Source organism: Caulobacter sp. GW821-FHT11E11, assembly GCF_058808315.1.
The window spans coordinates 36,317-61,692 of record NZ_JBXARO010000002.1 but is presented as its reverse complement, the minus strand read 5'-3'; the positions used below and the strand labels follow the sequence as shown (position 1 = coordinate 61,692).

25 protein-coding genes and 1 tRNA gene are annotated in these 25,376 nt (G+C 67.5%); 6 read left to right on the top strand and 20 right to left on the bottom strand.

What is annotated here, in order from left to right:
* Positions 1–2: 2 nt before the first annotated feature.
* The 9 genes from AC1RR5_RS04260 to AC1RR5_RS04220 all read right to left on the bottom strand — a co-directional run bounded on the left by AC1RR5_RS04260 (position 3) and on the right by AC1RR5_RS04220 (position 9,451).
* Entirely contained in the window at positions 3–917 is a 915-nt protein-coding gene (locus tag AC1RR5_RS04260; protein WP_492919860.1) for a hypothetical protein, read from the bottom strand.
* Positions 914–5,191: a hypothetical protein gene (locus AC1RR5_RS04255; protein ID WP_492919859.1), complete on the bottom strand. Its 4,278-nt coding sequence runs from the start codon at positions 5,189–5,191 to the stop codon at positions 914–916. The genes AC1RR5_RS04260 and AC1RR5_RS04255 overlap by 4 nt, the downstream gene beginning before the upstream one ends.
* A 60-nt stretch (positions 5,192–5,251) precedes the next feature.
* Complete coding sequence (locus tag AC1RR5_RS04250; RefSeq protein WP_492919858.1) at positions 5,252–5,713, bottom strand: phage tail assembly chaperone; 462 nt, start codon at positions 5,711–5,713, stop codon at positions 5,252–5,254.
* A complete protein-coding gene (locus AC1RR5_RS04245; RefSeq protein ID WP_492919857.1) occupies positions 5,599–6,042 on the bottom strand; it encodes a hypothetical protein in 444 nt (147 codons plus the stop codon). The genes AC1RR5_RS04250 and AC1RR5_RS04245 overlap by 115 nt, the downstream gene beginning before the upstream one ends.
* A 90-nt stretch (positions 6,043–6,132) precedes the next feature.
* Positions 6,133–7,347, bottom strand: a complete 1,215-nt coding sequence (locus AC1RR5_RS04240; RefSeq protein ID WP_492919856.1) for a phage tail tube protein — start codon at positions 7,345–7,347, stop codon at positions 6,133–6,135.
* Positions 7,348–7,428: 81 nt separating this feature from the next.
* Positions 7,429–7,833, bottom strand: coding sequence for a phage tail terminator-like protein (locus tag AC1RR5_RS04235; protein ID WP_492919855.1), 405 nt, complete (start codon positions 7,831–7,833; stop codon positions 7,429–7,431).
* Between the two features lie 295 nt (positions 7,834–8,128).
* Positions 8,129–8,911 (bottom strand): hypothetical protein, encoded by a 783-nt coding sequence (locus tag AC1RR5_RS04230; protein WP_492919854.1) that lies wholly within the window; start codon positions 8,909–8,911, stop codon positions 8,129–8,131.
* The gene (locus AC1RR5_RS04225) at positions 8,826–9,041 is read right to left on the bottom strand and encodes a hypothetical protein (protein WP_492919853.1); all 216 of its coding nucleotides are present in this window, start codon (positions 9,039–9,041) and stop codon (positions 8,826–8,828) included. The genes AC1RR5_RS04230 and AC1RR5_RS04225 overlap by 86 nt, the downstream gene beginning before the upstream one ends.
* On the bottom strand, positions 9,038–9,451 hold the full coding sequence (locus AC1RR5_RS04220) for a hypothetical protein (RefSeq protein WP_492919852.1): 414 nt from the start codon (positions 9,449–9,451) through the stop codon (positions 9,038–9,040). Before AC1RR5_RS04220 ends, AC1RR5_RS04225 begins: the two co-directional genes overlap by 4 nt.
* 177 nt (positions 9,452–9,628) lie before the next feature.
* Between AC1RR5_RS04220 and AC1RR5_RS04215 the strand changes: the two genes are divergently transcribed.
* Positions 9,629–9,973: a helix-turn-helix domain-containing protein gene (locus tag AC1RR5_RS04215; RefSeq protein WP_492919851.1), complete on the top strand. Its 345-nt coding sequence runs from the start codon at positions 9,629–9,631 to the stop codon at positions 9,971–9,973.
* A gap of 7 nt (positions 9,974–9,980) precedes the next feature.
* Here the strand turns inward: AC1RR5_RS04215 and AC1RR5_RS04210 are convergent, their stop codons facing one another.
* Positions 9,981–10,214, bottom strand: coding sequence for a hypothetical protein (locus AC1RR5_RS04210; RefSeq protein ID WP_492919850.1), 234 nt, complete (start codon positions 10,212–10,214; stop codon positions 9,981–9,983).
* 261 nt (positions 10,215–10,475) lie between these two features.
* On the opposite strand from AC1RR5_RS04210, the gene AC1RR5_RS04205 reads away from it, so the two are divergent.
* On the top strand, positions 10,476–11,615 hold the full coding sequence (locus tag AC1RR5_RS04205; RefSeq protein WP_492919849.1) for a phosphatidylserine decarboxylase: 1,140 nt from the start codon (positions 10,476–10,478) through the stop codon (positions 11,613–11,615).
* A gap of 396 nt (positions 11,616–12,011) precedes the next feature.
* Here AC1RR5_RS04205 and AC1RR5_RS04200 read toward each other — a convergent pair.
* Positions 12,012–12,087 (bottom strand) — tRNA-Ile (locus AC1RR5_RS04200).
* Between the two features lie 148 nt (positions 12,088–12,235).
* Between AC1RR5_RS04200 and AC1RR5_RS04195 the strand changes: the two genes are divergently transcribed.
* Positions 12,236–12,988 carry an SIMPL domain-containing protein gene (locus tag AC1RR5_RS04195; protein ID WP_492919848.1) on the top strand — a complete coding sequence of 251 codons (753 nt, stop codon included), beginning with the start codon at positions 12,236–12,238 and terminating at the stop codon, positions 12,986–12,988.
* Positions 12,989–13,057: 69 nt separating this feature from the next.
* On the opposite strand, the gene AC1RR5_RS04190 is transcribed toward AC1RR5_RS04195, so the two are convergent.
* Positions 13,058–13,519: a hypothetical protein gene (locus AC1RR5_RS04190; RefSeq protein WP_492919847.1), complete on the bottom strand. Its 462-nt coding sequence runs from the start codon at positions 13,517–13,519 to the stop codon at positions 13,058–13,060.
* The gene (gene panD / locus AC1RR5_RS04185) at positions 13,519–13,875 is read right to left on the bottom strand and encodes an aspartate 1-decarboxylase (RefSeq protein ID WP_099576484.1); all 357 of its coding nucleotides are present in this window, start codon (positions 13,873–13,875) and stop codon (positions 13,519–13,521) included. Before panD ends, AC1RR5_RS04190 begins: the two co-directional genes overlap by 1 nt.
* A gap of 179 nt (positions 13,876–14,054) precedes the next feature.
* Between panD and AC1RR5_RS04180 the strand changes: the two genes are divergently transcribed.
* Both AC1RR5_RS04180 and AC1RR5_RS04175 read left to right on the top strand, forming a co-directional pair.
* On the top strand, positions 14,055–14,738 hold the full coding sequence (locus AC1RR5_RS04180) for a hypothetical protein (RefSeq protein WP_492919846.1): 684 nt from the start codon (positions 14,055–14,057) through the stop codon (positions 14,736–14,738).
* 2 nt (positions 14,739–14,740) lie between these two features.
* Positions 14,741–15,649 carry a M23 family metallopeptidase gene (locus tag AC1RR5_RS04175; RefSeq protein WP_492919845.1) on the top strand — a complete coding sequence of 303 codons (909 nt, stop codon included), beginning with the start codon at positions 14,741–14,743 and terminating at the stop codon, positions 15,647–15,649.
* Here AC1RR5_RS04175 and AC1RR5_RS04170 read toward each other — a convergent pair.
* Positions 15,646–16,611 carry a helix-turn-helix transcriptional regulator gene (locus AC1RR5_RS04170; protein ID WP_492919844.1) on the bottom strand — a complete coding sequence of 322 codons (966 nt, stop codon included), beginning with the start codon at positions 16,609–16,611 and terminating at the stop codon, positions 15,646–15,648. The genes AC1RR5_RS04175 and AC1RR5_RS04170 overlap by 4 nt on opposite strands.
* Before the next feature lie 124 nt (positions 16,612–16,735).
* Here AC1RR5_RS04170 and AC1RR5_RS04165 point away from each other — a divergent pair, with 124 nt between their 5' ends.
* On the top strand, positions 16,736–17,539 hold the full coding sequence (locus AC1RR5_RS04165; RefSeq protein WP_492919843.1) for a DUF2306 domain-containing protein: 804 nt from the start codon (positions 16,736–16,738) through the stop codon (positions 17,537–17,539).
* On the opposite strand, the gene AC1RR5_RS04160 is transcribed toward AC1RR5_RS04165, so the two are convergent.
* The 6 genes from AC1RR5_RS04160 to gor form a co-directional block, all read right to left on the bottom strand.
* The gene (locus AC1RR5_RS04160; RefSeq protein ID WP_492919842.1) at positions 17,536–18,354 is read right to left on the bottom strand and encodes an alpha/beta hydrolase; all 819 of its coding nucleotides are present in this window, start codon (positions 18,352–18,354) and stop codon (positions 17,536–17,538) included. The two genes, AC1RR5_RS04165 and AC1RR5_RS04160, sit on opposite strands and share 4 nt — an antisense overlap.
* A gap of 38 nt (positions 18,355–18,392) precedes the next feature.
* Positions 18,393–20,183, bottom strand: coding sequence for a long-chain-acyl-CoA synthetase (locus AC1RR5_RS04155; RefSeq protein WP_492919841.1), 1,791 nt, complete (start codon positions 20,181–20,183; stop codon positions 18,393–18,395).
* A gap of 100 nt (positions 20,184–20,283) precedes the next feature.
* Positions 20,284–21,180, bottom strand: coding sequence for an aspartyl protease family protein (locus AC1RR5_RS04150; protein ID WP_492919840.1), 897 nt, complete (start codon positions 21,178–21,180; stop codon positions 20,284–20,286).
* A gap of 76 nt (positions 21,181–21,256) precedes the next feature.
* Complete coding sequence (locus tag AC1RR5_RS04145; RefSeq protein ID WP_492919839.1) at positions 21,257–22,636, bottom strand: class II 3-deoxy-7-phosphoheptulonate synthase; 1,380 nt, start codon at positions 22,634–22,636, stop codon at positions 21,257–21,259.
* A gap of 111 nt (positions 22,637–22,747) precedes the next feature.
* Complete coding sequence (locus AC1RR5_RS04140; RefSeq protein ID WP_492919838.1) at positions 22,748–23,974, bottom strand: O-antigen ligase family protein; 1,227 nt, start codon at positions 23,972–23,974, stop codon at positions 22,748–22,750.
* Positions 23,971–25,371, bottom strand: coding sequence for a glutathione-disulfide reductase (gene gor / locus AC1RR5_RS04135; protein WP_492919837.1), 1,401 nt, complete (start codon positions 25,369–25,371; stop codon positions 23,971–23,973). The genes AC1RR5_RS04140 and gor overlap by 4 nt, the downstream gene beginning before the upstream one ends.
* Positions 25,372–25,376 lie beyond the last annotated feature (5 nt).

The window sequence follows — 25,376 nt, the reverse complement described above, 5'->3', positions numbered from 1 at the left end:
GGTTAGACCTCTTCGAGTTCGAGGGAAATCAGGGCGTCGTCGGGCTGGTCCATCGTGATCGTGAACCGCTTGTAGACACCCAGGATGAGGAGCGGGTCGAAGTAGCCGGAAGCGGCGTCGTCCAGGCCTGACCACAGGGCCGGCTGGGCGTTGAGGTCGATGCGGGCCTTCAGGGCGCGATTGACCGCCGCCTTCTTGATCCGGGTCTGCTGCGAGGTCTTCGGCACCGTGCGGCGTTGCTGCAGGACAGCGGTGCCGAAGTCGTCGCGTTCGATCTTGGAGAAGTTGAGCGCGTCGTTCTCGGCGCCGTGGATCGTGCGGCCCAGGTCAACCGCCTGGCCAATCACCACCCCGCCGCAGGCGACGGAGCCCGAGACCCGCGTCAGGGTGATCGTGATCTCGCCATTGACGTAAGGCGGCACGTCGAAAACGGCCGTGGTTTCCTTCTGGTCGTAAGCGCCGAAGAAGTAGTCGTACCAGTTGATGGTCTGTCGGGTCCGCAAGGCGTCTTCGTACGCATAGACGACCGAACCACCGACGCTGACCGAGATCGAGGCGGTGTCCGCCGTCACGCCGACCAGGGCGATCGAGTCGATCCGCATGCCCGGCGCGACCTTCACCGTCAGGGGGGACGCCGAAATCGTGCCGGTGTTGCGCAGCAGATCGAACATCGCCCAGCGATTGGTGGGGCCGATGTCCAGCCAGTATGCACCTTGCACGTCGGTCGCCGGGTCACGGCTCGAATGGGCTTGGACGCAGGCATAGACGCGATGCGTTGTCGTCCGCACGACCTTGGCGCCGACCGCATAGGCGGTCGAACTGTTCCAGTTGACCTCGCCCTGCGCTGTGTCCGGCTCCGCCGCCGTCGTGCTGGTCAGCATGGCCTGCGTGATCGTCAGGGGTGGAACCACCTTCACGACACGGCCTCCGTCAGCATGACCCGGCCGCCTTCGGTGACATTGGTCAAGGTGCTCTCCATCTTGCTGGTGTTTCGATCGATGCTGCCGGCGGTCCGGCGCAGCTCCGCCACCTCCTCGCGAAGCGCGCGGATCTCGGCGACGAGGCCTCCGGAACCATTGTCGTTGGCCGCGCCGGGGCGGCGGACGTTGACCATCTCGCCGGGCGACAGGGCCAGGTTGAACAGCTTGGAGTCCGGCGCCCCCGAGCCGCCGACCTCGAAGCTGCCGCCCGTGGCGAAGCCGGTGGTGTTGATGAAGCGCCAGAAGTTGGCGAGCGCCTCGGGACGAGCGGCCTGTCGGTCCGCCTCGGCCAAGGCCAGGCCTCGCGCCCAGGCCACATCGGCCCGATAGGCGCCCGTGCTCGTCGACGCCCGCTTCGAGACGTCGAGGAACGCCCGGATCAGGCCTTCCAGCTTCTCGCCGTCCTGAGCGCCCGCCACCAGGTTCGCCTTGGCCGCGCCATAGCTCAGCGCCTCGCCGCTGGCTCCGAGCTGGCCCAGCAACTCGTCCGCCAGCGACCGCAGGCTGGCGGCGAGCTCCTCCGCGCGCTTCATCGCCTCGACGATCGAGTTGCCCAGGGACTGCATCGCCGCGGCGTGGGCTTCCTGAGCCTTGGCGGTTTCCTCGGCAACCTTCGTGGCCTGTTCGGCCGCCCGCGTCGCCGCCTCGTCGGCGGCGGCCCGGGCGGTCTGAGCGTCCTCGAGGGCGTATTGCTTCTTGAGCAAGTCGGCGACCGATTCACCCAAGGCCTGCGCCGCTTCCATCTCCTTGGCGCGTTGCTTTTCGGTCAGCTCGGCCGGAGACAGGGTCAGCTCATCGATCCGATCCTGGATCGAGCCCATTCTGCCCTGGACCGCCGCCTTCGCGGTTTCGGCCGCCGTGGCGACCTTGTCGAAGGCTGGGGCCAAGGCCATCATCGCCGCGTAGAGCTCAGCGCCCTCCTTGGTCGAGACGTCCAGATCCAGGACCGTCTCCTTGAAGCCCTCCCGCGTCAGGTCCGTCGGCAGCTTCAGCCTGGTCAGCTCTTTCGCGACCGAGTCCTGCACCGGCTTCAGCCGCTCGTCCTCGCTCAGGAAGTTCTCGGCGAAGAACGAGGCCTGGTCCGTCAGGTTGTCGAGGCCGCCGACCAGGTCGACCAGCCGCTCACGCGCCTCCAGCGACGACACGCCGACGGTCTTGAAGACCATGCCGACCGACTTCAGCGTGGTGTCGATCACCTCGTACTGGCGGGCGACGCGGACCAGGGTCTCGAAAGCCCCCTCACCCACCTTCTGGAACTGGGCGATGGCCGGCACGGCGGCCTTGGCCATGTCGTCGCCCAGCTTGCCGAAGATAGCGTTCAGCGCCTCCTCGATCTGCGTGCCGGTCATGTCCTTGAACGACAGCTTGCCCAGGTCGACCTTGAAGCCGGCCAGCAGGGCCTCGAAGTCGGTCGAGCCGATCGCCTTCGCAGCCTTGCCGACCCCCTCGCCCAGCAGCGCGATCAGGCCGGTGACCTGGACCAGGAAGTCCGGATCCAGCGCGCCGGTCTCGGTGATCACCCTGCTCTTGCTGGACGAGAGGACGAAGAGCTTCTTCTTATTCGTGGTCTCGAGCACCTGCTGATAGGTCGAGCCCGAAAGCCCGCTATTGGCGATCGCCCCCAGAGTTGTGGCGTCAAATTGGATGCCCTGGTCCTGCAGCGTGCGCGTGGTGGACTTGGAGAAGCCGAAGTTCGACAGCGACGCCATCGTGCCGGTCTTGCCCAGGTTCAGGCCTTCGGTGCTGAGCATCCCGCCAGCCCCGAACGACCTGGCCAGGGCCGAGGCCACCGCGCCGATCTGGTCGTCGATCGACTTCAGCGACCGCACCATGGCGTTGCCGTATTCCAGGTCCTTGTTCTCGTAGGCCTGGGCGTGGGTCAGAGCCTTTTCCAGGCTCTCGGACTTGGCCTTGGAGTCGCCGAGGACGGAGCCTCTGCCTTGAGCCTCCTGACGCGTCTTCATGTCGTTGGCGCCGGGGACAGCCCCACCGCTGGGCTTGCCCTTGATCGCCACGCCGACCTGGACGAGCGCCGCCAGCACGGCGGCGCCCGCCAGCAGGTTGAACGGGAACGGCAGGTCGGCCAGCGCGTGGGCGTAAGCCGTGACGCCGTACGAGGCCTGCTTGGTTCCCTGGGTCGCCGTCGTATGCGCGGCCGACGTCGTCTCCAGCGCCATCGCCTTGATGGTGTTCAGGGTATGAAGCGTGTTGAACGCGATCTCGGCGACTTGCAGCGCCTTGTAGCCGGCGGAGTTCTCGTCGAAGAACCCCTTGGCCGCGCCGGCCATTGCGGCATAGCCCTTGATCTGGGCTTGGGTGCTCCGTTCCCGTTGCTCAGGCGAAGGATCCGCGCCTGCCGCTTCCTTCTTGATCTTGGCGACTTCCAGCGAATAGGCGGAGAAGCTCGTCAGCAGCCCGCCCATTGCCTTGCCCTGCTTGCCGAAGGCGGCCTCGAACTGCTTGCCGAGCTCCGGCGCCAATGCGTTGATGTTGGTCATCTTGTCGACCATGGCGTCGAGCGGTCCGAGCACGGCTTCGATGGCTTTGGCGGCCTCATCGAGGCCCGTATTGATCAAGGGCTCGAAGTTCCCCTCGACGGGGCGAGCCACCAGGGGCTCTTGGACAGAGACCGGGTTGTAGGTGACGGGGCCCCGCGTGTAGGCGTCCGTCGTGGAACCGGCTTGCGCGGAGACGTTGCTCACCGAGCCGCCGTGGGCGCTGCTGGCGGCCTCGTAGTTGGTCGTGTTGTTGGTGACGTTGCTCGTCGAATTGTTGGTGACGTTGTTGATAACGTCACCGTCGTCGCCGGACGCCGGCTTGGCCTTCGGCGCGGGTCCAGCCTGACCGATGACGCGCGTGTCGCGCGCGGCCGCCACAGCCTTGGTCGCGCCGGCCACCATCTGGTCGTAGGCCTTGCCACCGTCGGCGATGCCCTGAGCGGTCCCCTTGGCCAGGGCCTTTCCCAGGTTCGCCGCGGCGCCGGCGTACTTGTTCTCCAGCTTCGCGATCGAAACCGTGTCGAGTTCCGGCAGCTGGATCGGAATGCCCAGCTTGGCGGCCACTTCATTGGCCATATGGATAAGCTTGTTGACGACGCCGATCGCGTTGTTCGCCAACGCTTCCAGCCCACTGGCCGCGGCGTTCACGCCCGAGATCACGAGATCGCCGATGGCCGCCGGCAGGGCCGCGAAGGCCGCTCGCATTCCGCCGATGAAGCCGCCCACCACCTGGAAGGCCGCCTTCACGACCGCCATGATGCCGTCAATGATGCCCTGGTAGAGACCGCCGAAGAAGTCTCCGACCGCTTTCAGCGCGGGACCGATGAACCCGACGATCGCGTCGGCGACGCTCTTCCAGATACCCGACAAGGTGTCCGCGACGCCTTTCCAGGCCGCCGACAGGACGTCACCCATCGTGACGCCCTTGTTCTCGACGCGGGCCAACTGCTCTTCGGTCAGATGCAGGTGGTCCAGGTTCTCGCCGACGGTCTTGCCGATCTGTTGCGCCGTGACGGCCACCGCCCCGGCGGCGACGCCCGCAGCCACGGCAATGCCCGCGAGCGGCGCGGCTAGCGGCGCAGCGAGCGGCGCCAGGCCCGCGAGTGAAGACTCGATCACGCCGACGATCGGCGCGACCTCTCCCGCGGCCGCGTTCAAGATGCCGCGAAAGCCGCCGCAGGCCTTCTGCGCATTCGAAAAGACCCCCCAGAGCGCCGGTCCCTTGTCGATCAGGACCTCGAGTGGATCCGTGCCTTTGCGAAGCTCCATGAAGACGTCGAGCAACGACTTACCCAGCTTCCGAACTTCGGATGATTGCGTAGCCGCCGCCGTGGCGCTGGCGCTCCGCGCCTTGGCGGCGCTCTCTTCCGTCTTGGTGGCCGCTGTGGCGGCCTGCTCGACGCCCTTCTGAGCCTTGGCGTATTCGTTGATCCCAGCGGCGCTCAGCGCGGAAAGCGCCGTTGTTGCGATGAGTGTCTTGTTCACACCGGAGAGCGCGGCCTCCAAGGCGCCGACCGACTTCGTCAGCGCGGAGATCTTCTCTTCCAGAGCGGTGATGCCGGCGAGAGCCGTCGTCGCGCGGCCGGCCAAGCCGCCCATCGCGCCGCTGGTCTTGTCGATCGCGCCTTGCAGCGACTTCTGCGCGCCCTCGAATTTCGCCGCCGCGTCGGCGGCTGCTTTGTAGCCTTTGGTGAGGTCGTCCAAATCAGCCACAGCGGCTCTCCCAAAAAGTTCGGGCCGCGCCTCCTTGCGAAGGCGCAGCCCGGTTGGTGGTCAGCCGCCCTTGGCGGGGGCCGTCATCGTCAGAAGGTGTTCGGCGTCCAGGGCGATCAAGGCCCGGCGTTCCCACGGTTCCAGCCGCACGTCCTCGTCGCGCTCCCAGGCCTGGATCTCCAGGCGCGAGAGGCGCGAGGGGCCAAAGCCACCGCTCTGGCGGGTCTGGCAGAGGTCGGCGTACCAGCCCCACAGGTGGGCGACGTACGGCGACAGCGGCGGCGGGTTGGCGAGCCGCCAGACGGCCTCCGGATCCCCCTGGCGGGCCAGGCTCTCCAGGTGGATCCGCAGCGGCTCGCCGTCGTCCTGCCGGCCCGCGAGCTCAAACTGCTCGCGGGCGTAGGCGATCAGGCCGCGGACTTGGCCGGCATAAAATTTCCGAGGGTGTTCGAGGCCGTAGTGACCTGTTCGGCGATCTCGGAATTGCGGCTGACCAGGCGGAAGGCGTTCTCGGCCGACCACTCCTGCTTGATGCCGCGCCAGCCGACCAGGCGGACGGCGGTCAGGCGGTGGCCGAAGGCGATGTCGTCCTCGATCGGCGTGAAGTCGGCCTTCTCGGGGTTCGAGCGGCCCGTCATGGCGGCGGCCACGGCCTGCTTCTTGCGACGATCGTTGACGAGGCGGTTCACCTCGCCCTGCACCTTCTCGGACTGGCCGCCCAGCACCAGCAGGAAGACGCCGGAGCCGCTGCCATCGGCGCGGATATATTGGACCTCGAACGGCGTATCGCCAGCGGCGACGGCGTCCAGGTCGGTGAGGTCGAACAGGGTTTCGGTCGAGAACTTGGTCATGGGTCTGTCCTTGGAAAAGGACGGCCGGGCGCGACCCGGCCGCTAAGTTGAGGGGGACTTCGAGAGGGAGAGAAAGAAGGACCGCGCCGGTTAGGCGGCGCTGTCCTGGATGGCGACGATGGTCTGGTCGGTGGCCAGGGTCGCGCCGCCGGCGCTGTTGATCTGGGCCGTGAACGGATAGGTCCGGATCACCGCCTTCTCGCCGTCGTCGGGGGTATCGCCGGTCAGCTTGATCATCGGCAGGTTGATGACCACGAAATCGGCATTGGCCGTGGCGTCCTCGGTCACTGCCAGCACCAGCGAGGTGGTCGAGCGGCCGTCGAAGATCGTCTGCAGGGCCACGCTGTCGAACTTGGCGGTGAACGAGCCCGACACGGCGATACGGCCGCGCTGGATGTCGTCGACCACGTTCGAGCCCACCACGGCGTCGCTGTGGGCGGCGTTGCCGTTGATGGTCACCTGGGCGCCGGTGACATTGGCCACCGGCGCGCCGTTGACCAGGATCACCCCGTTGACGGCCGTCAGGATGTCGGTGCCCGTCTCGGGCGTCGGCGAGGTCAGCACTTGGGCGGCGCCCAGGGTGCGGGTGCGGCCGACGGTGTCGAGGCTGATGGTAGCGTTGCCGGTGGCCGGAAGGTTCAGCGCGGCCTGGCCCACCTGCTGGTCGGCATAGGTTTCCGAGCGGCCCAGGTCCGGATACCACTCCTCGAAGGTGAAGTAGTCGTTGGTGTGGGCGGTCAGCGGGACCAGCGACTTCTTGCCCGAGACGGCGACCGTGGCGCTGGGAATGCTGGCCTCGGCGAACATCGCCGAGCCGTTGACAACACGCACCGTGGCGATGGTGGCGGTCAGGGTGATGATCAGCAGGTTCTTCTGGGTGTTCAGAGCGTTGAAGGCGCCGGCGGTCAGGCGGACAACGTCGCCGATCTTGAAGCCGTCGGTCAGGTACGAACCGGCGGCGCGGGTCAGGGTCCAGTTCTGGCCCGAAGCGGCGACGCTGATCGTGGCGCCGGTGGCCGAGACGCCGGCGGTCATGTCCTTGCGCAGCAGCGAGGCCAGCAGGGCGGCATAGGTGCCCGGCGACAGCAGGCCGTCGATCTTGCCGGCCGGCTTGACCACGCCCAGACCGACGCCCGTCGACTGCTGGTGGCTGACGATCTCGTTGCTTTCGAAGGTGTCCGGCGGGGCCTGGAACACCGAGGTCGTGCGGCGGACGATCTGGCCGCCCGAGCCGGTCGCGCCGGCGCCGAGGCCGGTCTGCTTCTTGTAGACGGTCTTCTTGTTGATGCCCTGGGCGACTGCCATGGGATCTGCTCCTGCGTAGTTATCGGGGTGGGTGGAGATCGGGCCGGGCCCAGGGCCGGCCCCTTCGGGCGGAGACCGCCGTCAGCTGGTGATCGTGGCCAGGAACGGCACCTGGACGGGCACGACGTAGCGGTCGCCCTCCAGGATCGCGGCCAGGATGAGAGGGGTGCGGGCGACCTGGGTGGTCAGGCCGTCGGCGGTGAAGGCCGCGCCGCGGGCGAAGGCCGCGCGCAGCAGCTCGATGCGGGCGGCGAGGTCGGCTATGCCGGCGCCTTGCGGCCAGCACAGGGCGACGACGAACATGCCGCCTTGCTGGAAGCTTCGGCCGTACTCGGTGTTGACCGGCGGCTCGAACAGCATCGACACGCGCTGGTAGGGTACGCCCGCCGTCGGCGTATAGGCGGTGTTCTCCCAGGCCGTGGCCAGGGCGGGGCTCATCACAGCCAGCGCCGTCTCCAGCGCCGCGCGGATCTTCAGCACGCTCATCGGCGGACCGCCGGAGCGGAGACGAGCGGAAGGGTCGCGAGAGCCGCGAGGCTCCCGACGCTGGGGGCGAGGATCATGTCGGTGGTCCCTGGATGGGCGAGACGGGAAACCCGTCCCTCGGTAGAAGGACGGGTTCACGAGCAACCGGTCCGGCAACTCAAGTCGAGCGCTGGATCCGGAAGAGATTGAAGGTTGGGATTTCAGTCTTCGGAGGTCGAAAGCGCCGTAAGGGGCACATCTCCGAGAATGATCAGATTAAACCCTTTACCTTCCTGGCGGTCAATCAATTTGTTCACTAAATGTTCTTGCTTTTGCGGTCGCGTGCGATCTGCTTGGCCAGGGTTACGACGAGATCCAAAGTCTCGACCAGGACTTCGCGATTACGGGTGAAGGCGCGACCCGCGCCCCAGACCGACAGACTGGTCCCCTCGCCCGCCACCGAGCGCAGCAGGCGCAAGGCCATGGGTTTATCGGCCATGGCCACGGCGCGGTCGGCGCGGGCCACGAAGTCCAGCATGCGCGCGCGGCGCAGCCGGGCGGCGACGAAGCGGTCGTTGTCGTGGCCGCCGCCATGGCTAGGCTCCAGGCTGGCGGCGCGCAGGTCGCGGCCCCGCGCCTCGAAGCCGGCGCGGTACAGCAGGGCGACGGCGTAGTGGGCGTCGGTGATATGGCCGCCCTGGCGCAGGCTGCGCAGGCCGTCACGGCTGGAGATCCGCAAGGCCCCGTTGTCGGCCTCGACCTGCTCGCCGCGCGCACGCGCCAGGGCCACGGTCTCGACCAAGCCGGCGGCGATCTCGACCTGCTCGCCGCGCGCCAGCTGGGCGCCGGCGATGCGCAGCATGGCCTCGCGCGCGGCCTGGCGGCCGGCGGGACTGATCGCCAGGCTGGCGGCGCGATCGGCGCGGGCCAGGTCGGTAAGCTCGGTCGAGGTTAGCCCCTCGGGACGGATGACTTGAACGCTAATGATGAGTCCCCTTCTCGGATCGATGTGTTCAGCGCCCGAACCGGACGCCGCGTCGGTTTTCGGCCAGGGCGTGACGACGGGCCTCGCCGGCGCAGACCTGGGCGACGAAGTCATGGCCTTCGCTCTCGGCCAGCATCCGGCCGGCGGCGCGGATGATCGCGCACAGCATCGGCTTGCGCGGCCCGCAGGCCCGGACGGCATGGTCGATGGCGCCCTCGGCGACCTCGTCCTGCAGGCCGCTCACCCGCCCTGCTCCTCCAGGATAGCGCGACCGGCGGCCGTCAGGCTGATCCGGCACGGCCGGCCGCCCAGGCGCTCGACCACACCCATCAGGCGTGCGGCCTGGGCGCGATCGCTGCCGGCCGACAGGCTGACGGCCATCTCGTCGGCGAGGTCGGCCAGGGTCAGCGGGCCGTCGGCCAGGGCCTCCAGAACGGCCAGCACCTTGGCTGGGACGACGGGCTCGTCCGGGACCGCGCCGCACAGGCGGGTGCGGATCGCCTCGGACACGGCGTAGCGGTCGGGGCGCGGATCCCCCATCAGCAGGCCCGTGAGAATGGCGCGCGGCGGCCGGCGATCGGCCTCGGTGCGGCGTGCGGTATAGACATGGAAAGGCGCATGACCGGCCGGACCGGTCCCGTGAATCGGAATCATCTGGAGCTTCCTGCGGCTGAGCCGATGGATGGGAATTTCAGGGAGAACCGCCCGGCTCGCGTCGCCAGGGCGGAGTTCTCGGAATATCCAATTTGTACCAAATACAAATTTGCATGGCAAGCAAATTTTGTGTTTAATGGCTGGACATTCTCCCTTTCGCTCCTCCGTGGGATTTGCATGACACCCGACCGGCAGGCCAAGGCGCAGCGACGCGGCAAGACCTTCATCCGCGCCTGGCGCAAGCATCGCGACATGAACCTGGAACAGGCGGTCGAACGCCTGGAGCTCGAGGTCGGCTATCCCTATTCGGTGGCCCAGCTGTCGCGCGTCGAGCGCGGCGAGACCGGCTATTCGCAGGACGTGCTGGAAGCCCTGGCGACCATCTATCGCTGCGAGCCAGCCGACCTGATCATGCGTGACCCGCAAGCCTCGGAAGGCATCTGGTCGATCTGGGACCAGCTCCAGCCCGTTCAGCGGCAGCAACTGGTCGAGATCGGTCAAACCCTGAAAAAGGTGGGATAATCCTCCGCTATTCCAGCGCCAGGATCTCGCCCCAGCGCGCGATCAGCGCCGGCTTGCCCCAGAGGCCCGACAGTGGTTCTCCGCGCACGCGATACAGCGCCACGCCGGACGATCGCCGCCCCAGGACCTCCATTTCACGCCGCGCATCCTCCTCGAAATAGCACTCCCGCACCTCGGTCGGCATCAGGGCTCCGCCCCGCCGCCCGAAGGCCTGTACGCAGAACCGCGTCACCGCGAACACGACAACCTCCGCCCTCAACACCCCTACTCTGCACGCGTCCTTCGCGTGAGTCGACGGGCCGCGACAGCGCGTACGTCCGAGTCTGACGCATATTAACTTTTGCACTGAATGCAAAACTCACCCAAGCCGTCGGATTTGCACTGAAAGCAAATCACGAGCAGTGCGCTTTACGCGTGAAGGCTCATGCAATACAACTATGGAGAGTTAAATTTATCGATGCAGCCATAAGGCGCTCGACCGTAACAGCCCTTGGAGGACGTGATGAGCAACTGGCATCCGGTGGTCCTGAAACTGCAGGCGCTGATCAAGGATCACGGTTGGGAGGCGCGGTTCGAGAAGGCCGTCGCCCAGGCCCGCGCGTGGAACATCCCGCAGCTGGCCGACCTGAACGACCTCGAGAGCTACTACGTCTACATCAACGACTTCCTGCGCTGGGTCCCCAGTGAGAACGAGCCCGGCCGCGAGGTCTACAACAAGCTCTGCAAGTTCTACTTCGTGCTGGATCAGGATGCGGTGATCGAGCTGCAGAACAAGGTCGTGCCGCTGGACAAGGCCGCGCCGCTGACGCCGCTATCGGCCTGGCTGGTCGAATATGCCGACGCGATGGGCGCCTTCCTCGACACGCCGGAGTCCCTGACCCCGGCCTCGCTGGAGAGCTTCCGCAAGTCGCCGAGCTATAATCTGGGCGACTACATCGAGCCGCACGGCGGCTGGAAGACCTTCAACCAGTTCTTCGCTCGCAACTTCAAGCCGGGTTATCGGCCGGTGGCGGCGATCGCCGACCAGAGCGTGATCGTCTCGCCCGCCGACTCCACCTTCGCCGGCCAGTGGGAGATCCGCACCGACAGCCACGTGACGGTCAAGAACCTGCACTGGAAGATCGAGGAGCTGATGGAGGGCAGCCCCTACAAGGACCGCTTCAAGAACGGCCTCTTCATGCACGCCTTCCTGGGCCCCAACGACTACCACCGCCAGCACGCGCCGGTGGGCGGCACGGTGCTGGAGGCCCGCGTCATCCCCGGCCAGGTCTATCTGGAGGTCGTGGCCGAGCCCGTCGCCGGCGACGAGAACGGCGCCCACAAGCTCAAACCCCTGCGCGCCTTCGACGCCCCGGACGCCGCCGGCTACCAGTTCGCCCAGGCCCGCGGCCTGATCGTGCTCGACACCCCCATCGGCCTGGTCGCGGTGCTGCCCATAGGCATGTGCCAGGTCTCGTCGGTGATCGTCACCGCCGAGGTCGGCGTCACCCTGCGCAAGGGCGAGGAACTGGCCTACTTCCAGTTCGGCGGCTCGGACATCATCGTGCTGTTCGAGGCCAAGAGTAACGTCAGCTTCGTGGCGCAGCCGGGGGTTCACTACAAGACGGGAGTGAAGATCGCGGATGCTTATCCGGTGGTGTGAGGAGACATCCGGCACACCAACTCTGAGGGTCGGCGCGCACCTTCCTGAGGATAGCGTTGGAGGCTCGATACTGAACTCATGCGCAATTGGCGCGTGAACAGAGAAAGGCGCCCCACATGCACACTCCCGAGATCCCCTCTTCCCCTCTGGTTGCTACGCAGTCTGGCGGAACAGATATGGACAGATCGAACAAGTCGCCGAGATCCCACCTTCGATAGGAGGTGAAAGTGAGCGTCAGCTTGTTTCGGACCAGCGACTTTGGAACCGCCTTGTCCCCCTCAACGAATTCGTTGCAAATTCAACGGGGGATAGCCAGCCACTAGTGTGCAAGCCGCCGCCTCCCATCAGGCGGCGGCCTTTTTTAACTCGACTACAAAAGTCAGCACGCTTGGAAATTGGTAGGCCTGGAGGGACTCGAACCCCCAACCAGACCGTTATGAGCGGTCGGCTCTAACCATTGAGCTACAGGCCCGCGCGGATACGGATGAGCGTACGCGAGAGCCGGCGAATAACATGAGCCGAACGCGGCTTAAAGCTCCGGTTCAGGTTGGGGCTGTCACCAAGGAACCATAGCGGTTCGGCGACGCTTCCCTGCGCTGGCCCGCCCTGGAGAAAGAACGATGACCAACACCGCTCGCCGCCTGCCCGCTTTCGCCCTGCCTGCCCTGATCGGCGGCGCTCTGCTGCTGGGCGCGGCCGCTCCCGCCATGGCCCAGACCTCGACGGATGCGGCCTTCAAGGCCACGACCTTCAGCCTGTCGGCCTTCGGCGAGACCCGCGTGGCGCCGGACATGGCCACCATCAATCTGGGCGTCCAGACCGAAGCCCTGACCGCCGGCGAGGCCCTGAAGGCCAACGGCGTGCGCATGAACCAGGTGATCGCCGCCTTGAAGAAGGCCGGCATCGCCGAGCGCGACATCCAGACCTCGAACCTGAACCTGAACGCCCAGTACGCCTATGAGCAGAACCAGCCGCCGAAACTGACCGGTTACCAGGCCTCGAACCAGGTGACGATCACGGTTCGCGACCTGGCCAAGCTGGGCGCGGCCGTGGACGCCACGGTCAATGCCGGCGCCAACACCGTCAACGGCATCAGCTTTGGCCTGATCAACCCTCAAGCGGCCGAGGACGCCGCCCGCCTGGAGGCCGTGAAGGCCCTGCAGGCCAAGGCCGAGCTGTACGGCCGCGCCACGGGCTACAAGACCGTGCGCCTGGTCAATCTGAGCGAAGGCGGCGGCTACATGCCCGCCCCGCCGCCGGTGCCGATGATGGCCTTCGCCGCCAAGCGCGAGATGGCCGACTCGACCAGCATCGCCGGCGGCGAACTGAAGGTCCGCATCGACGTCAGCGCGGTCTACGAAGTCACGAAGTAAGCCCGACCTAGCGGGCGCGAAAAAGCCGCCGTCGGGACACCCCGGCGGCGGCTTTGATGTTTCCAGAGCTTAGAAACCGGCCTTCTTGAAGGCCCGCTCGACCCGGTCCTTGATCTCGAGCCCCGGCAGGGCCCGCTCGCCCTCCATGACCGCGACATAGGTCAGATTGCGGGCCGGCTTGCCCTCGCCGGTCGGCACCGGGCCGATGGACCAGCCGACGGTGTTGGCAGCCGCGGCCGGGCTGGGGCAGCTGATGAAGCGGGCGGGCTTGCCGATGCTGGCCTTCAGCAGGCTCTCGGCCGTGACCTGGTTGCCTTCGCAATCCGGCAAATTGCGCGAGCAGGTGACATAGCCACCGCCGCGCCAGACCAGCTTGCCGTCGGCGTCAGCCACCACCACGCAGGTCGAGGGCGAGCCGATCGACTTGCCGACCGCCTGGGTCAGGATGGCTTCGTCCACGCCCTCCGGCAGCTTCGCGGAGCAGGCCGACAGGCCCGCGACGGCCAGGATCGCCAGCGCGATGCGACGCATCAGGCGGCCTTCTTGATCAGGTTGCCTTCGTCCAGCAGCACGACGGTCGGGGCGTAGTTGCGCGCCTCTTCCGCGGCCATCTGGCAGTAGGTGACCACGATCACCAGGTCGTTCTTCTGCACCAGGCGGGCGGCGGCGCCGTTGACGCCGATGACCTTCGAGCCGCGCGGGGCCTCGATGGCGTAGGTGGTGAAGCGCGCGCCGTTGGTGATGTTCAGAACGTCGACCTGCTCGTTCGGCAGGATGCCCGAGGCGTCCAGCAGGTCGCGGTCGATGGCGATCGAACCTTCGTAGTCGAGGTCGGCCTGGGTCACGGTGGCGCGGTGAAGCTTGGCCTTGAGCATGGTGAGCAGCATGGCGGGGAAGTCTATCCCTTTGAATGGTTTGGGGTCTTCCGGGCCGCCACACACAAGGCCCGTAAAAAGCAGGTCACGTCCTATAGCACGAAGCCTTCGGCGTTCAATCGCACTGCAACATGACGACAAAGGTTAACACCGGCGTCCTTTCGCGCTAGGGTTTCGCCGAACGCGGTTCGGTGGGGGAAACCATGCGTCACGGAAAATGGCTGGCGGCGGCGGGAGCCGTCGCCGTGACCCTGGTCGCGGGGGCGACCTGGATCACCACGAGTAACGCCCAGACACGGGATGCGACCGGCGCGCCGATACCGGGCGCGGCGGCTCCGGCCGCACGGCCGGTCTTCCGCCCGAACGCCGCCGCCTTCGTCGCCGCGCCGCGCAGCCGGGTGGACTGGCAGGGCGCCGTCGGCGGCCTGCGGCAGTCGGGCGGCGTCGCTGAGAACCTGGGCGGCAATCTCAACCGCGAGCAGGTCGACATCACCGCCGTGCCGATCCTGCTGCCGACAGACGCTAAGCTGACCGCCAATGCGCGGATCTACAGCTTCGGCGACTACTACACGATCACGGCCGACACGGCCGGCGGCGGGGTGTCGTTCAGCGGCACCACGACCACCGTCCCCCTGCCCGCGACCAAGCCGCTGAAGATCGAGACCGGGCCCGAACAGCTGACGGTGCAGCGCACGGTCGACGGCCAGCTGGCCAGCTTCGTGCGCTACGGCGTGCTCTACACGGTGGAAATCCGCTGCGACGCGCCCAGCGATCCGCGCTGCATCGACGACAACTACGTGCTGGGCCTGGTCGGCAAGACCACGGCCGTGGTGATGGGCAAGGCCGCGCGGCAAGCCGCCGGGCTGGGAGGTTGATCATGCGAGTCTCCCCGCTCCTTCTGGTCGCCGCCCTGGCGCTGGCGCCCCTGACCGCCTGCGACGACACCACCAAGACCCCGGCGACCGGCGGCGAGACGCCCAAGCCGCCCTCGCCCGAGCCCGGTCCGCCCACGCCCGATGACTCGCCCATCGACGGCGGGGCCGAGCAGCCGTCCAGCGAGCCGGTCCCGCCCAGCCCTGATCCCGCGCCGCAGCCGGCCGAGCCGCCCGCGCCGTCGCCGGCGACCTTCGACCATGCGCCGGCCGGAGCAATCCCGGCCGGCCAGGGTCCGGGCTATCTGGACCGCACGGTTTGGTCGCCCAAGATGTGCTGGCCAATGATGGAAGCCGGCTTCCCCAACTCGCAGGTCTACGGACCCGGCGGCGGCATGGGTCCGCCCGGCAAGCCCAGCCAGTGCGATACGCTGAACTACACCCTGCCCTGGCACGACACCTTCTGCGAGGCGCGCTCGCGCGCGAACCCGCTGTGCGCGGGGGCCGGCACGGGCCACCAGGGCCAGGACATCCGTCCGGCCACCTGCAAGAAGAACGAGCACTGGGCCGTGGCCGCCGAGGCCGGCACGATCACCGATATCGGCTCGTACAGCGTGACCCTCGTGGCCAAGGCCGCGCCGCACTACACCTACCGCTACCTGCACATGCAGGTGTCGACCCTGGCGGTGAAGGAAGGCGACAAGGTCGCGATCGGCCAGAAGCTGGGCAAGGTCTCCAACGACTTCGGCGGCACGCCCACGACCATCCACCTGCACTTCGAGCTGCGGGCGGGGGTGACGGGCACGACGTCCGACGGCAAGCCCGTGGCGCTGCTGACCTTCCTGCCGCCGTATCTGAGCCTAGCGGAAGCCTATCAGCGCAAGCTGGATGGCAAGGCTTGCGGCGCGCCCTAGGGCGCTCGCATCGCTGACCGATAGGCCCGGGGCGTCGTTCCGACCTCGTCCCGGAAGGCGCGGTTGAACGGCCCCAGGGAGGCGAAACCGCAGGCGAAGGCGATCTCCAGGATCGAGCGCCGCTCGTCCGGCTGGGCCAGCAGCGCCTTGGCGCGCGCGATCCGGTGGTGGTTGATCCAGCGGTTGAAGTTGGCGAAGCCCAGCGCGGCGCTGATGCTTTGCGAGACCCGGTATTCGGGCTCGCCCAGGCGGGCGGCGACATCGCCGATCTTCAGCTCGGGCCGGCTGTCGATGGCCTCGTCGACCAGCAGACGCTGGAGGCGTTCGGCCAGGCGGGCGTCATCCTCGGTCGGGGCGCGACGCTGCGCCTTCGCCGCCAGTGGGTGACGCAGCCGGAACCAGACCGCGACCAGCACGGCGGCGAGGCCGACTACGGCGCAGGCGCTCTTGACCAGGTCGTCCTGCGCCGCGCCGGCCGACGCGCGCAGGCCCAGCACCGAGACCCCGACCAGCACGGCGTAGAGCCCAACGAAAGCAAACCGGAACCGCTTCTCGACGGTCGGCAGCTCAGGCGCATAACGCTGGAAGGGCTCGACGAAGGTCAGCAGCAGGGCCGCCGAGCCGCTCAGGGCGTAGACATTGTCGGCGACCCGCTCGACGACGCCCGCCGGGGCCAGGACCGAGAGACCTCCGCTCGTCGCCACCACCAGCGCGACGACACGCGGCCATCGCGCATCGTGCTCGGCGGGATCGAACAGGGCGCGGGCCACCAGCCAGGCCCAGCCGCAGGCGCCGAGGCCGATGACCGAGAGCGCCGTCGCGGCGCGGCCGTCGATGAAGTGGCTCAGGGCGTAGCAGACGAAGGACACGGTCGCGATCGCCGCCTGCACCTGCAGCCGCCCACGCGGCCGCCACAGCCGCAGGCCTGCGATCGAAGCGTCGGATGTCGTGGCCGAGGTCATGCGTGTGAAACTGCCTCGGCGTGAAAATTATCTCTAGCCGAATTCCAAATCGGCGAGACCGCGCGTCCGCGTCGCTCCCATCCCTGCCGTCGGCCTCAGTTCCGAGGTCGTGTCAGGAGCTTCCATGTCGACCCCGTCCCCATCGTTTCCCAACAAGGCCCTGCGCGGGGCTAGCGTGCTCTGGTTCGTCGTCGCGGCCATCGGCCAGATCGCCTTCATCGGCTTCATCCTGGCCTTCTACGGCGTGCGCACGGCGACCGGGAACTTCGCCGGCTGGAACGACAAGCCGCTGATCGACGGCTACATCAAGGGCGACGACCTGGGCAATGTGGTCTTCGCCGCCCACGTCCTGCTGGCCTCGGTGGTGACGCTGTGCGGCCTGATGCAGCTGGTCCCCGCCCTGCGCCGCAAGTGGCCCAACCTGCATCGCTGGAGCGGCCGGACCTTCATGGTCATCGCCCTCTTCATGGCGCTGAGCGGGGTCTGGCTGGCGGTGGTGCGGGGCACCTACCTGTCGGTGATCTCGGCGGTGGCCATCCTGATCAACGCCGTCCTGATTCTGGTCTTCGCCGGCCTTGCCTGGCGGCACGCGATCAAGCGGCGGTTCGAGCAGCACCGGCGCTGGGCCATGCGGACCTTCATGGTGGTCAGCGGCGTCTGGTTCCTGCGGATCGGCATCATGGGCTGGGTCCTCATCAACAAGGGCCCGGTGGGCATGACCAAGGACATGTCCGGCCCCGCAGACATCGTCATGACCTTCGGCAGCTACCTGATCCCGCTGGCGATCCTGGAGCTCTACGAAGCGGCCCAACGCAGCGCCAACAGCGCCCTGAAGACCCTGACGGCGGCCGTGCTCGCCGTGGCCGCCGTCTACACGGCGGCGGGCGTTTTCGGCACGATCGCCTTCATGTGGGGGCCCTATCTCTAGGAGACCACCGCGCCCTTCAGAAACGCCGTCATGTCGGCCAGCAGCGTCGCCTTGCGCCGGAACGGGCGGGACAGCGCCAGCACGGTCCCGGCGTGGTCGAGGCCGGCATAGTGCCGCTCGTCGACCCTCGCGCCCGCCTCGCGCAGAGCCTTAGCCAGCTTGCGGGTGTTGCGCGGGTAGACGGTGGTGTCCTTGTCGCCCGTGGCCAGGAACGCCGGCGGCGCATCGGCGCGGGCGAACTTCGTTGGCTGCGTGGCTTCGAGGTCGGACGCTTCGCCGAACGTGCGGCGGGTGATCGGCCCATCCAACGGCAGAAAAGCGTAAGGCCCCGACAGCCCAGCGAACGCCTTGACCGCGCCGGGCGCGACACCGGCCGCCGCCAGGTAGCGCGGGTCCAGGGCCAGCATGGCGGCGTTGTAGGCGCCCGCCGAGTGGCCGACCAGGACCAGCCGCGAGGGATCGCCGCCCAGCTCGGCTGCATGGTCGATCGCCCAGCGCACGGCCTGGGCGCAGTCGTCCAGGAAGCTCGGAAAGCGCACCTCCGGATACAGCCGGTAGTCCGGCACGATCGTCAGGAAGCCTTGGGCCGCCAGGGCGCGCGCGGCCCAGCCATAGTCCTGACGCCGGCCGCTGTCCCAGGATCCGCCGTAGAAGAACACCGCCACCGGCGCGGGACCGTGCGCGATCGGCGGCGCGTAGACGTCGAGGCCGCCCCGGGCGCCCGGCGCATAGCGCGAGCCTCGCCCCTCGACCTTGGCGGCGTCCTTGGGCGTGAGCGTGGCGAAGAGCGACAGCGGTGAGCAGGCCGACGTCATCAGCGCCGCCAGCGCGGCAAGGCCCGCGCGCCGCGTGGTCACAGCTTGAAGCCGCCGCTTTCGATCTTGGCGTGGATGGCCTTGGTGATCTTCACATAGCCCTTGGCCGGATCGCGGAAGTACAGCGGGTCCTTGGTCTTGGACGGGTCGAAGCCCTCATTGACCAAGTCCATCTTGCGGTACTTGAAGGTGCCGGTGGTCTCGATCGCCTTCTGCAGGCGCACGAAGATCGGGCGGGCGTAGCTGGGCAGCTGCTCGTCCACATGCTTGGCGAAGGCGACCATGTCGAAGTCGCCCTCGACCACCAGCGAGGCCATGCCGGCCTTGCCGTCCAGGTCGCCGACCTGAACGCCGTAGACGTTGACCTCTTGCACGCCCTCGAAGCCGGCGATGCGTTCGGACACCTCGCTGGTGGCGACGTTCTCGCCCTTCCAGCGGAAGGTGTCGCCGATGCGGTCGACGAAATAGATATAGCCGTCGCTGTCGACCTTCATCAGGTCGCCGGTGCGGAACCAGTTGTCGCCCTTGGCGAAGACGTCGTGCAGCACCTTCTTCTCGGTGGCGGCCTTGTCGGCGTATCCGGTGTAGTTCGAGCGGGCGTCGCTGCCGATATGGCCGATGCATTCGCCGACCTCGCCGGGCGCGACCTCGATGCAGCAGCCGTTGGCGCTGCGCACAGGCGTCTCGCTCTCGACGTCGAACTTGACGATCCGGATGTTGAACTTCTTCTTCAGATAGCCCGGGATCCGGCCGATCGCGCCGCGGCGGCCGTCGAAGTTGAACAGCGAGACATTGCCTTCGGTCGCGCCGTAGAACTCCAGCACCTCGCCGACCTTGAAGCGGTCCAGCATCTCGTTCCAGACGTCGGGACGCAGGCCGTTGCCGAAGATCATGCGGATCTTGTGGGCGCGCTCCAGCTCGTGCTCGGGCTGGTTGGCCAGGTAGCGGCACAGCTCGCCGATATAGACGAACATCGTGCAGTTCTCATTCACGACATCCGGCCAGAAGTGGGTGGCCGAGAACTTCTTGCGCAGCACGATCGAGCCGCCGTTCAGCAGGCCCGCGCCCAGGGCGCAGAGGCCGCCGGTGGCGTGGTACAGCGGCAGGGTCACATAGATGCGGTCGTTCTGGTTGGCCCCGGTCGAGCCGGCGAAGCCGCGCATGTAGAGCTGGGCGCGCATGTGGGTGATGCGCGCGGCCTTGGGCAGGCCCGTGGTGCCGCTGGTGAAGATGTAGAGCGCGGTGTCCTTGGCCACGATGCCGTCGCGGGCCGTCTCGCGGTCGGGGCGCAGCTGGCTGCAGCTCTTCAGCGCCTTGACGAGGTCGCGCTGCTCGCCGGTCACCGGACCCAGCACCCACTGGTGCATGTGGCGCTGCAGCTGGCCCTTCACGTCCTCGAAGCACGGCGAGGTCTCGGGATCGACGATGCAGTGCAGGGCCTGGGAGATGTTCAGGCAGTGCGCCAGCGCCGCGCCGGTCAGCTGGTTGTTGATCAGGGCCGTGGCCACGCCGACCTTCAACAGGCCGTACCAGATGGCCATGTACTCCAGCCGGTTGGGCATGAAGAGCGCCACGGTCTGGCCGCGCGTCAGCCCCTGCCCCTTGGCCCAGTGGGCGTAGCGGTTGGCGATGGCGTCCAGCTCGGCGTATGTGACGGTCTTGCCTTCGAACGTGATCGCCTGGCGGTCACGCCACTTGTCGACCGCGGCCTCGAGGTCGTCGCAGATCAGATTCGGACTGTCGGGAGCGATGGACTTCACGCGCTTCAGCGTCCGGGACAGACCCTTCAGGAATTTGATTTCCCGCTTAATCTTCTGACGCAAACGCATTCGGCTCTCCCTTCAAACAACCATTGGAGAGCGCCGCGCGGCCGGTCAAGACGCCGCGTGTTGCATCGCAAACCTTTCAGCGTTCTCGTAAATGGCGGCGCTAGCCGGGAACGCGGAAGCGCACCTCGCCGCGCTTGGAGTCGATCGCCACTGATTGGAATTTCTTCAGGATATCAATGCCGATGACGATGGCGGGTTCATCACGAAAGCCCCAGTAGTCGAAGGTGTGAACCTGGCCGATCAACAGTGGAATGTTCCGTAACGTCAGCTTTCCCAGCATCAGACGCGACACGATGGTGGCCTGCGCGGGCAGCACCTGACCGGTCACGCTGCGCAGTTCGGTGTCGGAAAGTTCGCCCACGATCGCCTTGGATTCGCGCGCCGCTTCCAGCAGCGGAAAGTTGCCGACCGTGGTGGTCGAGCCGGTGTCGACGAAGGCGATCAGGCGCTGGTCGGGGATGAAGGCGTCGATCAGCATCAGGCCACTGCGGGTCAGGCGCGACTTCACGGCCACGGTGCGATCGTCGGACAGCGGCAGCCCCTCGCCCACCACCATCTTGTGCCGCAGGAAGTCGAGCAGCACGCTGGCCCGGCCCAGCCACTCCAGGCCCAGCACCCCGTCCATGCGCAACAGCGAGCGCGGCAGGACCGACACCGTCATGTTGGCGCGCGAGCGCTTGCCGACGGTGAGGCTCTCCACCCGCGCCGTCGCGACCGACTGGGCGCCGGCGATGCTGTGCAGCTTGTTCGAGCCCGTGCGGACCAGGCCCAGCCGGTCGGCGAGCTCGGCGGAAATCACCGAGCTGCTGGCGCCGGTGTCGACCAGGAAGTCGAACGGCCCCTGGCCGTTGACGAACGCCTTCACCGTCAGGCGCTGGGCCGTGTCGAGGAACTTCAGGGGATCGGGCGCGTCCGTCGCCTGACCAAACGCCGCCTCCGGCGCGATGGCCCCGGCGGCGATCAGCCCCATCAATGCGCGACGCTCGATGTCGTCCATACGCGTCCTCCCCGGGGAGGACGCTATAGGGCCGCGCGGAACGGCGCCAGAGAGCGCCGTTCACGGAGCGACAAAGTTAGCCGGCGGCGAGACGACGCTGGTCGTCGCGAGCGGACTTCAGCTTCTCGGCCACCAGGAAGGCCAGTTCCAGCGCCTGCTCGCCGTTCAGGCGCGGGTCGCAGTGCGTGTGGTAGCGGTCGGCGAGGTCCGTCTCCGAGACCGCGCGGGCGCCGCCCAGACATTCGGTGACGTTCTGGCCGGTCATCTCCAGGTGGACGCCGCCCGGATGGACGCCCTCGGCCTGGGCGATCTCCACGAAGCTCTTCACTTCGCCCAGGATGCGGTCGAACGGACGGGTCTTGTAACCGGTCGAGGCCTTGAGCGTGTTGCCGTGCATCGGGTCGGTGGCCCAGACCACCGAACGGCCAGCGGCCTTGGTCGCCTTCATCAGGCGCGGCAGGCGGTCGGCGATCTTGTCCGAGCCGAAGCGGCCGTACAGGGTCAGGCGCCCCGGCTCGTTGTTGGGGTTCAGCACATCGATCAGGCGCAGGAGGTCGTCGCCCTCCATGGTCGGACCGCACTTCAGGCCGATCGGGTTCTTCACGCCGCGCATGAATTCGATGTGGGCGCCGTCCAGCTGGCGGGTGCGTTCGCCGATCCACAGCAGGTGGGCGCTGGTGTCGTACCAGTCGCCCGAGGTGCTATCGACGCGGGTCATGGCTTCCTCGAAGCCCAGCAGCAGGGCCTCGTGGCTGGTGAAGAACTCCACCTGATGCATGCCCGGATGGCTCTGGGGCGTCACGCCGATGGCGGCCATGAAGGCCAGGCTCTCGGTGATCTTGTCCGACAGCTCGCGATAGCGCGCGCCCTGCGGGCTGTCGCCCACGAAGCCCAGGGTCCAGCGGTGGATGTTGTGCAGGTCGGCATAGCCGCCATTGGCGAAGGCGCGCAGCAGGTTCAGGGTCGAGGCCGACTGGCCATAGGCCTTCAGCAGGCGATCCGGATCCGGCACGCGCTCCTCGGCCGTGAAGTCCATGCCGTTGATGATGTCGCCGCGATACGACGGCAGGGTCTCGTCGCCGATCGTCTCGATGGGCTCGGAGCGCGGCTTGGCGAACTGGCCGGCGATGCGGCCCACCTTCACCACCGGCTTGCCGCCGGCGAAGGTCAGCACCACCGCCATCTGCAGGATCAGGCGGAACGTGTCGCGGATGTTGTCCGCGTGGAATTCCTTGAAGCTCTCGGCGCAGTCGCCGCCCTGCAGCAGGAAGGCCCGGCCTTCCGCGACATCGCCCAGCAGGCTCTTCAGCCGACGCGCTTCACCGGCGAAGACCAGCGGCGGCATCTGGCGCAGCGTCTGCTCGACCCGTTCCACCGCGCCCATGTCCGGATAGTCCGTGGGCATGTGCTTGGCGGGTTTGGCTCTCCAGGTCGCGGGCGTCCAGCGGGTGGTCATGACAGGCTCGATAACTGTAAGGGGCGGCGTAGATACCGCGAAAGGGACGAAAAGGCAAAATCGTGCGGCATCATACCGTCGACCCGCCCAACGGGGAAATTCGTTGCGGCGCTATTTGGAAGCGGCGCTGGATTTTTGCGCGATCCCGCAGGCGATGGCGGCGATGACGCCCAGCGCCACCCACCATTCCTGCCAGACGCCGAAGCTGACGCCGCCGATCACCAGGAAAGCCGTGAGCGTGGCCGCCGCCATGGCGCCGTCGCGGCGGTTCACGCCCGTCCAGCCGACGATGCGGTACAGGATCCAGGCGAAGAACGCCGCCGCCAGGGCCGCGCCCACCGAGCCCAGCTCCAGCCACAGCTGCAGGGCGGCGTTGTGGGTGTGCAGCGGGATGCCGGCGAAGGTGCGGGCGGAATCGAAGCCCCAGCCGCGCAGGGCGTGGTCGACGGTCAGGTTGGCGGCATGCGCCCAGATGTTCAGGCGCGCGTCCCACGACGGCGGCGCCAGCACGTGCAGCCAGGCGAAGACGCCCGAGCGCACGGCCCACAGAATGGCCATCGGCGCGAAGATGAAGACCGCCGAGACCATCGGGATCATGGCCCGCACGAACGGCTTGCCGATCAGCCGCACGCCCAGCCAGGCCACGGCGGCCAGTCCCAGCGCAGCGATGGGAGCGTCGGCGCCGGTCAGGTGCGCGCCGGCCGCGATCATGACGGCGGTCAGGGCGATCAGGATGTTGCGCCCCGGGAATTTCCAGGCGTCCAGCAGCCGCACGACGGGCCAGAACAGCAGGACCATGGTGTAGGTCCCCATCGAGACCTTCACCACGGCGATGTCGGGCCTGACGGGATCGCCGCTCAGCCGGCGCAAGGCCTGGTAGACCACGCCCTGCGACAGGCCATCCAGGAAGGTCACCAGGGCCAGCAGGATCACGCCGACCACCATTACCCGGCTGGCCAGCCGGGCCGAGCGCGCCGACAGGTCGGTGAGCGCGGCATAGGCCGCGCCGTAGACTCCCAGCTCGACGACCAGCTTCAGGATCGTCAGGTCCTCGAGGTCCTTGCTGCGCTTGAAGTCGGCCCAGTGCGGCGCGGCCGGGCTCCAGGCCAGGCTGACCACCGCCCATAACACCAGAAGCAGCAGGGCGAACATCGGCAGCACCGGCGACCGCGAGCGCGCCAGGCCCGGCGTGGCCAGCAGGCCGACCAGGCTCAGCACCGTCGCCGACCCCAGCGGGGCCAGGTAACCGACCAGCGGCGTCATCGCCATCAGGAAGACGGCGAGCCCTCCCAGCCAGCGCGTGCGCCGTTCGGTAACCAGGACGCTAGAAGGCGTCATCCAACCCCGCCGACTTCGACCGGGACGTACTTCTCACGCATGGTGACCAGTTCCTCGGCCAGCGTCGGGTGCACCGCGCAGGTCGAGTCCCACTGCTGCTTGGTCACGCCCATCTTCACGGCGATGGCGGCCATCTGGATGATTTCGGGCGAGTCCGGGCCCACCACGTGGACGCCGACCACCTTCTGGTCGTCCTGCTTGACCACGATCTTCATCAGGCAACGGTCCTGGCCGCCGTAGAAGGTGACCTTCATCGGGCGGAACACGGCGCGATAGACGTCGACCGCGCCGAACGCATGGCGGGCCTCGGCCTCGCTCATGCCCACCGCGCCGACCGGCGGCTGCGAGAATACCGCCGAGGCGACGTGCTCGTGATCGAAGGTGGTCGGGTTGTTGTAGAACTCGGTCTGGGCGAAGGCCGCGCCTTCGCGGATCGCCACTGGCGTCAGGTTGATCCGGTCGGTGACGTCGCCGACGGCCCAGATGCTGGCGACATTGGTCTTGGAGTACTCATCGACGGCGATCGCGCCCTTGTCGTTCAGCTTCACGCCGGCCTTCTCCAGGCCCAGGCCCTGAACGTAGGGCTCGCGGCCCGTGGCGAACATCACCGCTTCGGTCTCGAAGGTCAGGTCGCTGGTCAGGGTGCTGAGCAGCGTGCCGTCCTCCTGCTTCTCGATCGAGGTGTGCGAGCAGCCCAGCACCACCTTGATGCCCTTCTTGCCCAGCTCGTCGGCCAGGTGCGAACGGACGTCGTCGTCGAAGCCGCGCAGGATGTTGGCTCCGCGATAGAGCAGCGTCGTCTGCACGCCTAAGCCTGCGAAGATGCCGGCGAACTCGACGGCGATATAACCGCCGCCGACGACCATGATGCTCTTGGGAAGCTTCGGCAGGTGGAACGCCTCGTCCGAGGTGATGCCGAACTCTGCGCCTGGGAAGTCCGGCTTCACCGGACGGCCGCCCGTGGCGACCAGGATCTTCTTGGCCGTATAGGTCCCCGCGTCCTTGCTGCCCTCCTTGGGCAGCACCTCGACGGTGTGGGCGTCGACGACCTGGGCCCGGCCATGCAGCAGGTTGGCGCCGGCCTTCTGCAGGTTGGTGACGTAGATCCCCGACAGGCGGGCGATCTCGACGTCCTTGTCGTGGATGAAGCCCTTCCAGTCGAACTTGGCCTCGCCGATCGTCCAGCCATAGCCCTTGGCCGTCTTCAGCTGGCCGGTGACCTCGCTGGCATAGACCATGAACTTCTTGGGCACGCAGCCGCGGATCACGCAGGTGCCGCCGACCCGATACTCCTCGGCCACGCCGACCTTTGCGCCGCTCATGGCCGCCAGCCGCGCCGCCCGCACGCCGCCCGAGCCGGCGCCGATGACGAAGAGATCATAGTCGTAGTCAGCCATCACCG